This window comes from Gilliamella sp. LMG 34362, assembly GCF_984569125.1.
Map to the genome: position 1 here is coordinate 1593977 of NZ_OZ474902.1, position 15370 is coordinate 1609346.

Annotated in this window: 14 protein-coding genes, 1 tRNA gene and 1 pseudogene; all 16 read right to left on the reverse strand. The window is 34.7% G+C overall.

The window, feature by feature from the left end; all coding sequences use genetic code 11:
* Positions 1-37: 37 nt before the first annotated feature.
* Complete coding sequence (locus AC5LWZ_RS07350) at positions 38-1273, reverse strand: M20 family metallo-hydrolase (protein WP_493463375.1); 1236 nt, start codon at positions 1271-1273, stop codon at positions 38-40.
* Positions 1266-1751 (reverse strand): L-2-amino-thiazoline-4-carboxylic acid hydrolase, encoded by a 486-nt coding sequence (locus AC5LWZ_RS07355; protein ID WP_086363667.1) that lies wholly within the window; start codon positions 1749-1751, stop codon positions 1266-1268. The genes AC5LWZ_RS07350 and AC5LWZ_RS07355 overlap by 8 nt, the downstream gene beginning before the upstream one ends.
* A 53-nt stretch (positions 1752-1804) precedes the next feature.
* Positions 1805-3319, reverse strand: coding sequence for an amino acid ABC transporter permease/ATP-binding protein (locus AC5LWZ_RS07360; protein ID WP_493464185.1), 1515 nt, complete (start codon positions 3317-3319; stop codon positions 1805-1807).
* Positions 3320-3457: 138 nt separating this feature from the next.
* Positions 3458-4186, reverse strand: a pseudogene (locus AC5LWZ_RS07365) (ABC transporter substrate-binding protein); the annotation flags it as partial.
* Positions 4187-5410: 1224 nt separating this feature from the next.
* Complete coding sequence (locus tag AC5LWZ_RS07370; RefSeq protein ID WP_086362890.1) at positions 5411-5875, reverse strand: DUF6392 family protein; 465 nt, start codon at positions 5873-5875, stop codon at positions 5411-5413.
* Position 5876: 1 nt separating this feature from the next.
* Positions 5877-7103 (reverse strand): VENN motif pre-toxin domain-containing protein, encoded by a 1227-nt coding sequence (locus AC5LWZ_RS07375; RefSeq protein ID WP_493463376.1) that lies wholly within the window; start codon positions 7101-7103, stop codon positions 5877-5879.
* Positions 7104-7221: 118 nt separating this feature from the next.
* Positions 7222-7713: a hypothetical protein gene (locus tag AC5LWZ_RS07380; RefSeq protein WP_493458272.1), complete on the reverse strand. Its 492-nt coding sequence runs from the start codon at positions 7711-7713 to the stop codon at positions 7222-7224.
* A 264-nt stretch (positions 7714-7977) separates the two neighbouring features.
* Positions 7978-8328 (reverse strand): DUF596 domain-containing protein, encoded by a 351-nt coding sequence (locus AC5LWZ_RS07385; protein WP_493463377.1) that lies wholly within the window; start codon positions 8326-8328, stop codon positions 7978-7980.
* A gap of 7 nt (positions 8329-8335) precedes the next feature.
* Positions 8336-9526, reverse strand: a complete 1191-nt coding sequence (locus AC5LWZ_RS07390) for a VENN motif pre-toxin domain-containing protein (RefSeq protein ID WP_493463378.1) — start codon at positions 9524-9526, stop codon at positions 8336-8338.
* Positions 9527-9986: 460 nt separating this feature from the next.
* Positions 9987-10229, reverse strand: coding sequence for a hypothetical protein (locus AC5LWZ_RS07395; RefSeq protein WP_034885008.1), 243 nt, complete (start codon positions 10227-10229; stop codon positions 9987-9989).
* Position 10230: 1 nt separating this feature from the next.
* The gene (locus AC5LWZ_RS07400; protein WP_493463379.1) at positions 10231-11304 is read right to left on the reverse strand and encodes a VENN motif pre-toxin domain-containing protein; all 1074 of its coding nucleotides are present in this window, start codon (positions 11302-11304) and stop codon (positions 10231-10233) included.
* 234 nt (positions 11305-11538) lie between these two features.
* The gene (locus tag AC5LWZ_RS07405) at positions 11539-11928 is read right to left on the reverse strand and encodes a DUF596 domain-containing protein (RefSeq protein WP_294911101.1); all 390 of its coding nucleotides are present in this window, start codon (positions 11926-11928) and stop codon (positions 11539-11541) included.
* A 5-nt stretch (positions 11929-11933) separates the two neighbouring features.
* A complete protein-coding gene (locus tag AC5LWZ_RS07410; RefSeq protein WP_493463380.1) occupies positions 11934-12644 on the reverse strand; it encodes a hypothetical protein in 711 nt (236 codons plus the stop codon).
* 9 nt (positions 12645-12653) lie between these two features.
* The gene (locus tag AC5LWZ_RS07415) at positions 12654-13124 is read right to left on the reverse strand and encodes a VENN motif pre-toxin domain-containing protein (RefSeq protein ID WP_493463381.1); all 471 of its coding nucleotides are present in this window, start codon (positions 13122-13124) and stop codon (positions 12654-12656) included.
* A gap of 680 nt (positions 13125-13804) precedes the next feature.
* Positions 13805-14362, reverse strand: a complete 558-nt coding sequence (locus tag AC5LWZ_RS07420; protein ID WP_493463382.1) for a hypothetical protein — start codon at positions 14360-14362, stop codon at positions 13805-13807.
* 832 nt (positions 14363-15194) lie between these two features.
* A tRNA-Leu gene (locus AC5LWZ_RS07425) sits at positions 15195-15281 on the reverse strand.
* Positions 15282-15370 lie beyond the last annotated feature (89 nt).

Here is a 15370-nt window from a genome sequence, read left to right on the forward strand (position 1 = left end):
ATCAAATTATGTCTTTATTAGAGGAAAATAATATCGTTTATTGCGATAATTCTAATAAAGTATCCAATAAAACATCTGCTCCGGCTTTGCACCAGGAAGTAGTTATCGATTCAGCTTCATTATGACTTATCCCTTTGATACAAGGAATAAATATCATTGAAGTCGGCGCAATGCTACTCAAATGACAAGCATCATGACCTGCACCAGAAACCATTTCAATTGCCGAATAATTATTTTTTATTGCCGCCTTTCTAACTGACGTTATGCAGTTTAGATCAAAATGGATAGATGGCATGCTAAGCACTTTTTTTATTTCCAGTTTTAAATTTAATTTCTCAGCAATTTCAGATAATTGAGCATAGATAAGCGTTTCAAAGTTTGCCAATAATTCAGAATCATAATGTCGTAGATCTATAGTAAAAAAACAATGATCCGCAACTACATTACGAGAATTTGGGCTGACAGTTATCATACCCACGGTTAACCTAATATCTTTGCTGTCTGGATGTAATGCCAGTCGGTTTAAAGCAGTCACAGATTCAGATAATCCCACCACCGCATCTTGGCGCATATTGACTGGCGTTGTTCCTGCATGGGCAGCTAAACCCGTCAATGTGACTTCATACCAACGCTGGGCAAACGCACCTTTAACAATACCAATTGTTTGATTTTGTTGTTCAAGTATAGGACCTTGTTCAATATGAGCCTCAATAATGGCTTTAATTGATTGATTGGCTATTTTAGCATTACCCAAATAACCAATATCTTCTAATGCTTGTTTAACCGTAATACCATCTTGATCTTTTATCGCATAAGCTTGCTCAAGATCCAGCTTGCCAGTAAAAACAGCTGATCCCATCATGGCTGGCGCAAAACGTGAACCTTCTTCATTAGTCCACATCACTAATTCTATAGGGTGATTAGTTTGAATATTATAATCATTTAACGTTAGTAAAACTTCTAAACCAGCTAATACGCCATAGATCCCATCATACCGGCCACCCTTTGGTTGACTATCACCATGTGAACCGGTCATCACTACTGGTAAATCTTTAAGGCCTTCTCGACGTATAAAAATATTACCTATCGCATCGACTTGAACTTTAAAACCAGCAGATTGACTAATTTGAATAAGTAAATCACGGGCTTGTTTATCTAAACTCGTTAATGTTAAACGTGTCACACCGCCATTTTTAGTCTTGCCTATTTGAGCAAAATCATCAAGCAATTTTTCAAGGCGTGTAATATTAATTTTGGGTTGTAAACTACTCATTATTTTTGCCCCTTAGGCAGTAACGAAAATCACAAATACCATCACCCATCATAATAGTATGAGGACGATCTAATTTAACTTGCGGAGCATAGCCTTCGATAAATTTACTATCGCGATTACAGGATAATAAAAAACCAATTTCAGCTAATCCCATTTGCTGATACATTTCTGCGTATCGACATCGATGGACATTATAGTCATATCGCTCATGACTGTTTTCAACGACAGTAATTATTAAAGCATCATCTTGTTCCCACAGATGTTGTAAGGCTACAAAACTTTCAACGCTAGTACCATTGGGCTCCTTTGCAGCAAACTCTTTTCCAGATTCAACTGCTGCTTGGGCAACCGCTTCGCCAATAACCGCCTTAGCGACCTCTTTACCATAATCGCGTGTTAATATTTCATATATAGGTTTTATTATTTCTGCTTCAATTTTACGACGATGTAAAATACCTATTTCGGGAAATTCTTGCATCACTTATACCTCAATCATTCTAACTATTATTTTTTAAGTTTAAATTTTTATTATCAACGTTCATTCTGATTAAGAAATTGTTGTAAACGTTTATCATCACTATTTTTTAAAACATTAGGCAAATCATCATGAATAATCTGTCCTTCTTCCATAAAGAGGATACGATTGGAAACTTTAAATGCAAAAGACATTTCATGAGTAACAATTAACATAGTCATCCCTTCTGTTGCCAGTTTTGCAATAACTTGTAAAACCTCATTAACCAGTTCAGGATCGAGGGCTGATGTAGGTTCATCAAACAACATAATACTTGGCTCCATAACCAAAGCCCTAGCAATTGCTACCCTTTGCTGCTGTCCACCAGATAACTGATGCGGATATTTATAGGCATGATCTAACATCCCTACTTTATCTAATAAAGCTAAAGCTAATTGTTTCGTTATCGCTAAATCTTTGCCATGATATTCAGGCGCTAAAAGTAGATTATCTAAAACAGTCTTATGGGGAAATAAGTTATAATTTTGAAATACCATTCCTAAATGCACAATTCGATTATAGAATTGTTTATCATGTATTTGTCCGCCATTAATAAAGGGAATTCCTTCAAATTTAATCGTTCCTTCATCTAAGTCGGATAAACCATTAATGGTTCGAATAAGGGTTGTTTTGCCTGAACCTGATGGACCTATAATCGATATAACATCCCCCCAATTGACATCTAAATTAATGTCTTTTAGAACTTTTGTATTACCATAATTTTTAGACAAATGTTGCAACTCTAACACATACTTACTTGGTTTACTTGTTGATAAAAGATTATTCTCTTTATGAGAAATTGACTTAAATTCATTTGCTTCAATTGTCGCAATGTTGGAACGTTTTGTAACATCCAAAGAGACTTCAAAACGCTTGATTAGCCAAGTTACTATAGTCACTATAGCCACATAATAAATCGCAACAATAGTTAGCGTTTCAATAACTAAAAAGTTACGGGTATAAAGCTGTTGACCAACTAATAAAATTTCAGTTAATGAAATAACCGATACTAACGATGTTAATTTTATAATGGTAACAAATTGATTTGTTAGTGGTGGTAAGGCTATTCTCAGTGCTTGAGGGAAAACGATTTTAGCTTGAATTGACCAGTACCTTATACCTAAGGCTCTACCTGCATCAATTTGATCTTTGGAAATTGCTTGTAACGCCCCACGATGAATTTCAGCCATATAGGCACTTTCACTGAGAATTAATGCAATCAACCCTGCCCAAAAAGGATTAGATAATACAACACTACTTGCTTGCCAAAATCTAGGTAAACTATAGATATAAATTAACAAAACTAATAATGGTAAACTTCTGAATAACCAGATATAAAATGCGGTTATTTTTACCAATACTAAGCGCTTTGAGCGATTACCCAAAGCTAATAATAGTCCAAAAACTAAAGCACTTAGCCACGCCAAACCACTTAAAGAAATAACAGTACAACTAGCTTTTGCAAAATTAGGATTAATCAACTCATTAAAAAAATAACTCCAATTAAAGCCTTTCTGTTCAACATTCTGAATTTGTTTTAAATTGCCTGCCAAATCGGTAGCAATAAAATCGATGTTATCTTGTAGTAATGTTTGATTGGGATAAGCTAAATTATATTTTTTTAACAATAGATCGTATTCGCCCGATTGTCGTACCGATTTAATAAGATCGAGCAAATATTGCTTGAATTCCGTATCATTCTTGCGCACAGCCAAACCAATCAGAACAGGATTTATCATATTTTTGCTAGTGATTTTCAAACTGTTATTTAGTTGTTTGATCACCATATTTGCCACCGCAGCATCTTCATATTGCACATCAACACCATGTGAAAGGAGCGCTTGAGAAGCTTCTGGAGCACTTGGGTACTCTTTGACCATAATGGCCTGAAGATGGTGAGATTTACAATATGTCTCACTGATCTGATTCATTGTTTCAATCCATGCCGCCCCTTTCATAGACGATACACTCTTACCACATAAATCTTCTAAGGTTTGTGGATTAAATTTATCATCTTGTCGAACTAATAGCACACCACCAGTCTGTAAATAAGGAATAAAATCAACTTGTTTAGCTCGTGTACCATTAACATATAAAGCACTAGCTACAACATCATAATGGCCTGATTCCAGTCCAATAATAATATTTTCAATTCGAGTATCATTAAACTCAGCTATCTTATGAGACTTTTGTGCTAACAAACGCATAAAATCAGGGTCAAAACCTTCAGCTTGATTATTTTCCAGATAAGCAAAAGGCGCATAGGTCAAATCAATGCCAATTCTTAGCACATTTGAATCATTATCAATTTTTGCTACCGCTAAAGGGGGTATAAAAAGAAAAACAACGCCAATAATCACGGCAAAAATGTTTTTATAAAAAGACAGGAAAGAGCGCATAATTTTCCATCCTTGTGTAAGTCTCTATTTAATTAGAGATATTGTTAATTATCATCAGGATGTACTTGATTATAGTAATAAAGAATTATTTGAATAATAATAAATAGTTATATTGTTATAGCATTTAAATATATGCCATCATAAATTATGATGTAAAACATCAACTACTTTCCTTAAAATTTTGAGGAAAAGAGGGATGAGAGGTAAAATAAAAGTAACTACGTTGTGGTTTTAGGAATTTTGCCAGTCCACCAAATTGGTTTCTCGTCCGATTGTAAATTATCGAAAACAGATAAAGGGATCTTACTGTAGCTCATACAATAAGGAATGGTAGAAATTGTTACCATTACTGATTAATATTTATAATCGGGATCTGATTTGAACCATTCATAATTTCTTATAGCACATTCAATACTCTCATAAAATGCTTTAAAATATGCATCAAATATCGCTGTCTGTAACTAATTCAACTATGCGGATGCCACCTGTAAAACCAATTTTTATTGACATCATTTCTTTACCTTATCATTTTTAATGAAAATTCAACATTCTATTAAATATATTGTACTTATATTGGACCATCCCAATTTAGTTTATTTTTCTGTTCGTCAAGTTCGAGTTTACATAACTATTTTCTTTTCGATACCACCCTACTATCAATAAGCAAAGTACTTGTTGTTACGGTACTTTATAAGATAATAATTGATTTGTATAAGAAGTTTTACCTGTTTTGTTATAAATTTCTATTTATTATTCTTGCTTCATTGTTATGGTCATAAAAAATTGGTTGCACCCTAGTCAGTTAAAAAACAGTCATTATTAGTAACAGTTCTAATTGATGATTATATTTCTAGATAATGGTTATTTTGATTTAGTTTATTGAGATTTTTTTGTAAAAATAATTGAGGAGTCTATACCGTCTTATTGATATTTGAATTTTATGATGGAAAAGGTGAACATTTGATAGAGAATCTTTCTATATAGATATTTTAAAATTTTTTAGCTCAAATTAATAAAACATACTTCATGTTTTATGATTTCTCCTCTCCACAATTCACCATAAAATGCAACTGGATAAATAAACTTAGATTCACCACAGGACAATTCATCACCATTAGCACTAAAAAAGGTAAGTTAATTGTACAACTTGCGAAGGAGATCGCATTGTTGATAAATGATTAGGTAAATATTGCGACATTTGTCGCAATATTTAAAATGATTTAATTAGATAGGTAGTGTTGTCAATGTTACAGCTGAAAGCCTATCTTTTTGATTAAATTCAAATCGTAATGAATAACTATCATCTATATAATATGCAATCCACTTATTGATATAGCCTAATAACTTATCAGGATAACCTCCCCCGTCGTTAACCGGGAGCCCTAATAAGTTAGTTATTCTATTTTTATCATATGATGGATTTATTCCTGAAGGTAATTCATCATGATATTGCAAATAATCATCGTCATTTATTAAATATAAGTGAATTTGTGTCAGCTTATTATGTCGGAAATTAATTAATATTCCATTTTTAAAAAACTCATAATACTTAGTGCTATTTGGGTCATTGTATTCAATGGGCGTTTCAGATAATTTTGGTTTTTCGCCAATAGATTCTTTCAAAATAAAGAATTCTTCTGAATTTTCAGGTTTCCCTAAGGCATTGATAAGTTTTTGCCACTTGACCATTTTATTTAATTACTCCCATTTGTCGATTTCTCTCTATAATTTTATTTATTGCATCTTCAACTTGTTTTGGATCATATCCTCTTTCTATCATATTTTTACGCAACGCATCGGTATCCCGACAAATAGCACCACATAGATCGGCTGCATCTTTTTCGATCTGTTCTGCTGTATTTTTACCACCATATGTTGGTCCCGCTTGATGCACATCTTTAGGAACTTCAACAGCAATAGACTCTTTGTATAATGCTCGCTCTTCTTTTACTGTTAACTCACGTCCTAATTTTTTTTCTTCAGCTTTTTTTAATGCAGCGAATGATGGAATATGATCATGCTCCAACATATCACCAACTTGTTCTTTAGCTTTTAACTCTCGTTGAGCACCAACATCAAGAGCTTTTACTTTATTCTGAGCTTCTTGAACCAACTCACTGGCTTTTTTTGTATCGCCTAATTTTAATGCGGCTTTTGCTTCTTTTAATACCTTACCAACAGCATCACCTAAACCAGGTATTAATCCAACTGTTGCAATGGCATAATCAATACTATCTTCAGCTTCTGCATAAGCTTTAACATCCCCAACCACTGGCGTAAAATCAACAATTAAACCACCTATCGTTTTCAAATTCTCAATAACTAGTTCTTGTCTTTTCTGAGTACAAGCTGCATCATCAACTCCACCACAATGATTATTGATAAATCCTTGTTTTATCCTTTCTGAAGCTTCTTTTTTCTCTTGTTCTGTCCAATATGGATCTTTATTCAACAAGTTATTCTCAACCGCATTTTTACTACTACTAATAGCTGCACTGGCATCACCAAAATTACCTCCTGTAGCGGCAGTAGCAAGACCTGTCGCTAATTGAGATAAAGCACTAACAGTTTGCTTTTCATCTTCGCTCAACTCACTTATTTTTTTATCACCGTAAAGTATACCAATAATCGCTTTACTTGCTAGTTCACCAGCTACCGCTCCAGCACCACCGGCTACAGCTGAATTCCCTTGCAGTTCAGCCACTACCGCACCAAGTATTGCATGAGAGATTAAGTTACCGGCAAGGTTATCAGTGACCCATTCACCATCCGTGTCTAGGTGCCCGGTGTGCAGTTTTATCTGCTCCGCTAACCATGGTGCACTAGCGCCAGCTAAGCCTCCGGTTATATCGCCAGTGATAATGCCGGTAATAATTGATACGGCTGAGTCAACGCCTTTACTAAAGTCATTGCCCATTTTGCCATCTTGCGAGTCTTTATCGGCATCTTTATGAATAGTCCGTTCGAGCTCTTTTACCTGCTCTCCTAACTCTTTTAAGCTAATAACAATGTTTTATTTGGTCTACTCATCCTCGTTATTCAAGATAGAAAACTTGATGACTTCCTTCTAAACTATTATAGAGATCAACCGCCTCTTGCCCTTCGGCAATAAACTCTACATCTATCGGAGCGGGTGGATTATTAGGATCTTCGTAGTTCCCTTCTAAAAAGGCTTTATATTGTTCCAGAACATATAAAAGCTGTTCTCTAGTAAGGATCACCTGTTGCTCTTCAACATATTCATTACCAATAAAAACGTAATCGCCGGTAATCAATACCCAATGAGCATTACCAACAGCAAACTTGCCTTCCGGTGATCGACTATTTGCTAAATCGGTTAGATTATTAATCCAGATATTGACTGAGTTAACTGAGTATCGGATTTCATCTGATAGAAAACATGCAATCTCACATACACCGTAACCTTGTTTAGGTGTATATCGAATATTTTCCTCAGGCAATCTTCCTGATGGACGGAAATTTTCATAAAAATCTCTCCAATAAAAATATATTTTTCTATTTTTCATACATTATTTACCTTTATTATAAATCGGCCACGCTGTTGCGCCAGTACCATTTGGTATTTTATAGAAACCTTCCATTTCTATTCCACTTGAAGACGTTCCTATCCACATTTCGTTATTTTCAGGATGTGGTTTTGAATTTTCAAAAGCACTTTTTATTTCCTTTTCAGTTTGACGTTTAAGTTAAATAATAAAGTTAATAAATAATTAATTTATTTCTGTAATTTCTATTGCAGAATTGAATAAAAAATTTTTTTATTAGTTAAATTAACAAAACTCTATTGTCCCATCTTTTTTTAACCAAGCGGGCTCAGCAGGACAATCATCAAAATAAAACCAAAGCCCATCCTCCATATCTTCTTCAGTATTAGGGAAGGCCATATAAAATTTTTGTATTTGCTTATCAATAGATCCTTTTAACAAAACCCCTTTTTTATGTAGCTTTAAATAACCATCTTTTAACAACTTACTTAATACTTCAAAAAAAATTTTTTTATTTTCTTCATATGAATAGTTACTGACTTCACTAGAAGCAGGAAAACATTGCCCCCATAATAAATAGAAAGATCCAAATTCAGAATAAGTCTTTATACGATTATACTCTTGTGATGTTAGCATATTTATATTACCTAAATTTCAATTCTATATTTTTAAGACCATTCTCAAGTCTCATCATTTGAGGATTTCCTCTTATATCAACAGTCCAACGTGCCCCAGTTTTGTCCGCTGAGTTTGATACATTTCTTAATGTAATGTTTGTTCCATCTTGTAATCGAGCAGTATAAATACCGTCGGCTCTTTTTGTTAATGGTTGACCAGCCAATTCTTCTGCATAATTTTGTATTTGTTTATCAGTCAAATTTTGGCTATCGTAAATTCTTGTTGTATAACGATTACCCCCATTTTGTCTAATTGATTGTCCATCAATTTTTAAATCAGTTTTAGGATTATCCTTATCAAAAACATCTTTTAGTTCATCAAATCTTTCTTGTTGCCTTTGTTTCTGATTATTTTCATTCTTCTTATTATTGTCATCATCGGGCGGTAATATTGGCGCGCCACCTACCGAAGTAGCTTCTGAGTTGTTTAATTCATTATTTGATGATTCATTATAAATCTTGTCCCCCCATGTTTCATTACCAAACATGATAGGTGCTAATCCTTTTTTTGCTAGAATTTGTGCATCTAACCAAGCTACTTGTTCCGGTGAAAGTTCCTTAATTTTTTCCGGATCTCTACTCCTACCTGCATCCATGGCCTCTTGAATTTGGTCATTTGTTAGGCCAAAGTTAACACCTAATTGTGCAAGACCATTTCGACAGGTTGCATTTTTCATGCAAAACTCGTAGCCTTTTTCTAATCCTTTGAGTATAGGTTTGGCCAAACCATTATTCTCAACCGCATTTTTACTGCTACTAATAGCTGCACTAGCATCACCAATATTACCACCTCCGGCAGCTACCGCAAGGCCGGAGGCTAGTTGAGATAGTGCACTGATGGTTTCTTTTTCCTCTTCGGTTAAATCTTTGACTTCTTTGCCATACAGTTGTTTGCGGATGATATCTGCTGCTATTTCTCCGACCACAGCACCAGCTCCACCGGCAAGTCCTGAGTTACCTTGTAGTTCCGCAACCACTGCGCCGAGTATGGAATGCGCAATTAACCTTGCAGCTTCATTATCGCCTGTATGCAGTTTTATCTGCTCCGCTAACCATGGTGCACTGGCGCCAGCAAGGCCACCAGCAATATCGCCAGTGATAATGCTGGTAATAATTGCTACGGCTGAGTCAACGCCTTTACTAAAGTCATTGCCCATTTTACCATCTTTTGAGTCTTTACCGGCATCTTTATGAATGGTGCGCTCAAGCTCTTTAACCTGTGACGCTAACTCTTGTAAGCTAGTGACAATGTTTTGTTTGGTCTGTTCATTCTCTTTATTAAAGATAGGTTTGAGTTTGCTATGGGCATTTTCGGTATCACGACTAAGTTCATTAATATCTTGTGTTTGCTTATCTTGGTCACGAATGATTAACTCACCGTCACTGATTGCCGAGTGGGTAATATTCGAGGCTTCATCGTTGTGGTCGTAAATGGTTGGTTGGCCACTGGTCGGTGAAAAACTGTCATTACTAGTAACAGTTCTAATTGGTGATTATATTTTTTAGATTATGGTTATTTTGAGTTGGTTTATTGAAGTGTATTTGTAAAGATAAATGGAAAGACGCACATTTGATGCGCGTCTTTCCTCGAATAATTAAATGCAGATCGCAATTTTTTCAAAATGTATTTTTATTTTTATATTTATTCCACAAGTATTCAGTAAACCAATATATCAAACTTGCAATAATAGTCCCAATAGTTGCCCCTTTTAAGCATCTAAACAATAAAACAAAATCTGTTTCGCCATCACGTATATATATTAATAATTCGAAAAATCCTCCAATTAAAAATCCGGTCCCGAAACAAGCATATCCAATTAATAGAAATAATTTAATTAATACAATTAAATCTTTAATCATTTTATTTACCTTTTATCTTACTTTCCGATTTTTTTTCAAGCCATTTAGAAGTAGATCCAGAAATAATTGAATCGCCAAGATTTCCCATCGCAGATGGTACATTACTTGGAGGAATAGGTTTAGTTATAGTCCAAATACCTGTTGGTTGCATTTCATATTTTTTGGATACTTTATTGAATATTTTATCAAGTGGACTTTTTATTTTATTTCCAAACCAATAACCAACCCCGCTTCCTGTTCTACTTATTATTGCCCCCGTTAATGGATCATCTCCGTTTATTTTTGCCGTATAATAGCCGTTTACAGTATTCCAATTTATGGTTGCATTGTAACCCTTTCCTTTTGTAATCATAGCTGTAAATCCAGCACCTATTACATCTGATAACTTCACATTTCCATCAAATGCATATTGGATACCGGCATTTGTACCACCTACTATAGTTGCAATTCCTATCGTTCCTTTAGGTTTATTCACTAAATTTACTATTATATTCTTTGACCCATAAATTAAAAATGGCCAAGAATAAGGATCGGTTACAATAGCTAAGACCCTATCAGTTGTTGATATTTTTTGAGATAAAAACTTCAAATCAGCCCCGTTTAAAATCTGAGCTAATGCTTTGGCATGCTCATCTTTCATAATTTCACCAAAAATAAATCGATCGGAAGAAGCTTGTGAAAAACCGAGTAAAGATTGTACAAATTCTTCAATGGTAACACAAAGAATTCCGCCATCTGAACATTGCTTTTGTAATTCCATACTATTTTCATTACTTATATCAATGTACTTTTGAACAATCTCATCACAGTTTCCTCCTTTAGATTTACATTCAGCCATTTCTTTATCAAGAGATAACATCGTTTCCTGTTTTAAATAATTATTCTCAACTGCATTTTTACTGCTACTAATTGCTGCACTAGCATCGCCAATATTACCACCGCCGGCAGCTACCGCAAGGCCGGAGGCTAGTTGAGATAGTGCGCTGATGGTTTCTTTTTCCTCTTCGGTTAAATCTTTGACTTCTTTGCCATACAGTTGTTTGCGGATGATATCTGCTGCTATTTCTCCGACCACAGCACCAGCTCCACCGGCAAGTCCTGAGTTGCCTTGTAGCTCAGCGACTACTGCGCCAAGTATTGCATGAGCAACTAACCTCGCGGTTTCATTATCACCGGCTTGTATCTTTATCTGTTTAGCTAGCCATGGTGCGCTGGCGCCAGCGAGGCCGCCGGTGATAATTTAATTTGTTAAGTTTATTCCTTAATAGATATGAAATTTTGTTGTTGAGCTTAGCAAGAAAAGCTTATATTAGGTCCATTCTAATGTTCCATCATTTCGAACCCATACTGCTTCAGCAGGGCAAGATTTATCATAAAACCAATAATCATCCATTAAGTGTTGAGGATCGAACATTTCATCCTCATTGTTAGGAAACGCATCATGAAATATTTTTAGCTGCTCATCAATTGTACCGGTCAACAAATGCCCATTTTTTGCCAATTTAAGATGTCCTTCATTCAATAATCTTTGTACAAAATAAAAAAATAATTCTTTTCTTGTTTGAAAAGGTAATTGATCTCCTGAAAAATTTAATGATGGAATCATATTTGGTGCTATATATGCCCACAATCCAGTAAAAGATTGAAACGCTGCATATTTAACGATTTCCTCGTATTCTTCTTGCTTAAGTTTATTCATGTTATTTACCTAAATTTAATTTCTACTTTATTTTTTAGACCACTATATAATCTTGCTAAATTTGGGCTATTTCTAATTTCAATAATCCAACGAGCTCCAGTATCAGAATGGGAGACATTCCTTAATGTAATATTCGTACCATCTTGTAATCTTGTGTTATAAATACCATCTTGAACTTTATTTAAGGGTTGCCCTGCTAGTTCTTCAGTATAGTTATATATTTGTCTATCTGTTAAATTTTGGCTTTCATAAATTCTTGTTGTATAACGATTACCTCCTGGTCCTTGTTGGATGGTTTGTCCATCAATTTTTAAATCAGTTTTAGGATTATCCTTATCAAAAACATCTTTTAGTTCATCAAATCTTTCTTGTTGCCTTTGTTTCTGATTATTTTCATTCTTCTTATTATTGTCATCATCGGGCGGTAATATTGGCGCGCCACCTACCGAAGTAGCTTCTGAGTTGTTTAATTCATTATTTGATGATTCATTATAAATCTTGTCCCCCCATGTTTCATTACCAAACATGATAGGTGCTAATCCTTTTTTTGCTAGAATTTGTGCATCTAACCAAGCTACTTGTTCCGGTGAAAGTTCCTTAATTTTTTCCGGATCTCTACTCTTACCTGCATCCATGGCCTCTTGAATTTGGTCATTTGTTAGGCCAAAGTTAACACCTAATTGTGCAAGACCATTTCGACAGGTTGCATTTTTCATGCAAAACTCCTAGCCTTTTTCTAATCCTTTGAGTATAGGTTTGGCCAAACCATTATTCTCAACTGCATTTTTACTGCTACTAATTGCTGCACTAGCATCGCCAATATTACCACCTCCGGCAGCTACCGCAAGGCCGGAGGCTAGTTGAGATAGTGCACTGATGGTTTCTTTTTCCTCTTCGGTTAAATCTTTGACTTCTTTTCCATACAGTTGTTTACGGATGATATCTGCTGCAACTTCACCTATTACTGCACCGGCTCCGCCGGCAAGTCCTGAATTACCTTGTAGTTCCGCAACCACTGCGCCGAGTATGGAATGCGCAATTAACCTTGCAGCTTCATTATCGCCTGTATGCAGTTTTATCTGCTCCGCTAACCATGGTGCACTGGCGCCAGCAAGGCCACCAGCAATATCGCCAGTGATAATGCTGGTAATAATTGCTACGGCTGAGTCAACGCCTTTACTAAAGTCATTGCCCATTTTACCATCTTTTGAGTCTTTACCGGCATCTTTATGAATGGTGCGCTCAAGCTCTTTAACCTGTGACGCTAACTCTTGTAAGCTAGTGACAATGTTTTGTTTGGTCTGTTCATTCTCTTTATTAAAGATAGGTTTGAGCTTACTATGGGCATTTTCGGTATCATGACTGAGTTCATTAATATCTTGTGTTTGCTTATCTTGGTCACGAATGATTAACTCACCGTCACTGATTGCCGAGTGCGTAATATTCGAGGCTTCATCGTTATGGTCATAAACGGTTGGTTGGCTACTGGTCGGTGAAAAACTGTCATTACTAGTAACAGTTCTAATTGGTGATTATATTTTTTAGATTATGGTTATTTTGATTTAGTTTATTGAGGTTTATTTGTAAAAACAATTGAGGAGTCTATACCGTCTTATTGATATTAGAATATGAATGAAGTGGTCATAGTCTTTGGGAATTATGTGTAAAAAAGATAACTATAACAAAGGATGTTACTCTTCACTGATTATCTTTAAAACCCTCTAGTTGGGTAAATTCTGATCCAACACAGACCATTCACCATTACCACTTAAAAAGACGAGTTAATTGTTCAATTTGTGAACTAGATCACTGAGTGGATAAATAGTTAGTTCAGTTCTGCGACTAGTCTCGCAGAACTAGATGACAGATGCATAAACTAAAGATCATCTGTACATACGACATCAATTGCACCACAAGCTCTAAATAACCATTTCAATGCACCTGATGAAAAAGGATCATCTAATGCTGTAACCTCGATTAAAAAATGTGTATTTTCAATTTCACCATCAAATTTATGAGCATTCCACCAAAACCACTCTCTACAATCAGGCTCTAGCCATGCTAACCAATTAGATAAAGTCCATGCTTCATCTTTTTTAGCTTCTTCTATTTTTTGCTCATAACTTAAGCTATCCCAATATATTTGTTGATTTTTTACTTCTTCTTCAGTTAATTCTTTAGCACAATGATTAATAAATATATCAGGTAATATTTTTTTCCATAATTCAAAAGAAGGCCAAACTAACTCTGAATTATAGTTTACTATCACTAACACTCGTTTAGCTAAGTTTAACACTTCATCAGCATTATTATTACAACGAATAATAAACCTAGCTATACCAACCCCTGTAGCTTTAACAGTATGATCTGGAGGATTTTCAAATCTTTCCCTTTCTAATAATAACTGTTTACTAAATTCACTATTTATTACCATCTTTACCATCTCTTGGGACAATAGAATTTATTAATTCATCAAATTGATAGAGTTTTATTATTTAGTTTGGTTAGAATGTTTACATCAGGTCCATTCTTATACTCGATCATTGTTAACCAATTTTGCTTAAGCAGAGTCTGCGTTAGAGCGCCCATAATAGGATCAAAAAAAATTACCAATTTTCTTTTGCCTCTAAAATTGTTTCTTTAAAAAAAATACCGAAATCTTTTGCGAGTTATGTACTCATAATATACCTATTTTTTAAATTCATTCGCTCTATTTTTCTAGTATTCAGGGTGCCATTTCTTAAACTGATATAGATCTGTCCCTGTTGGAATAAAACTATCATTAACATGGATTAAAATATAAACTGCGCTCTCATTATATACCTTTTTAAATTCTTATTGAGTCATTTTATAACTAGTGCCTTTTCAAGGATAATGAATTAAAACATTACTAACTTTATCTGTTCCTTTAACAACTCTCCTAGTGACCAACCTTATTACCTTGATCCCATATCATTGCACTTCATAATCCTGTTTGATTTACTATTTCGAAAGTACCCTCACCCAAATAGCCACTTTTCCAATCAATCCCCCCTTTTTACTGAGATCATTAACTAACCGGTTAGCATCTTCAATTATAATGATCGTTATCTGCTAACTATTGATAGATTTATTAAATGAATATTGATATGAGAAATTAAATATGATTGATGAATTTAAGGTTGGTTAAAAATTTTCAAAAGAAAAATCACTAACCATTTTACCGTCATTCAAAATTTTTTGATATTAGACTTACAAAAGAATGAGAATTAACTAATTGATTTTGTTGGTGCCAGTGGTCGGACTCGAACCGACACGCTTTTAAGGGCGGCGGATTTTGAATCCGCTGCGTCTACCAATTTCGCCACACTGGCATTAGAAGTGTAAAAAAGTAAACGTTGGCAATTATACTAAGCTTTGCAATATCTGCAACAGATATTATTCTAAATGCGGTTAGTTGCCT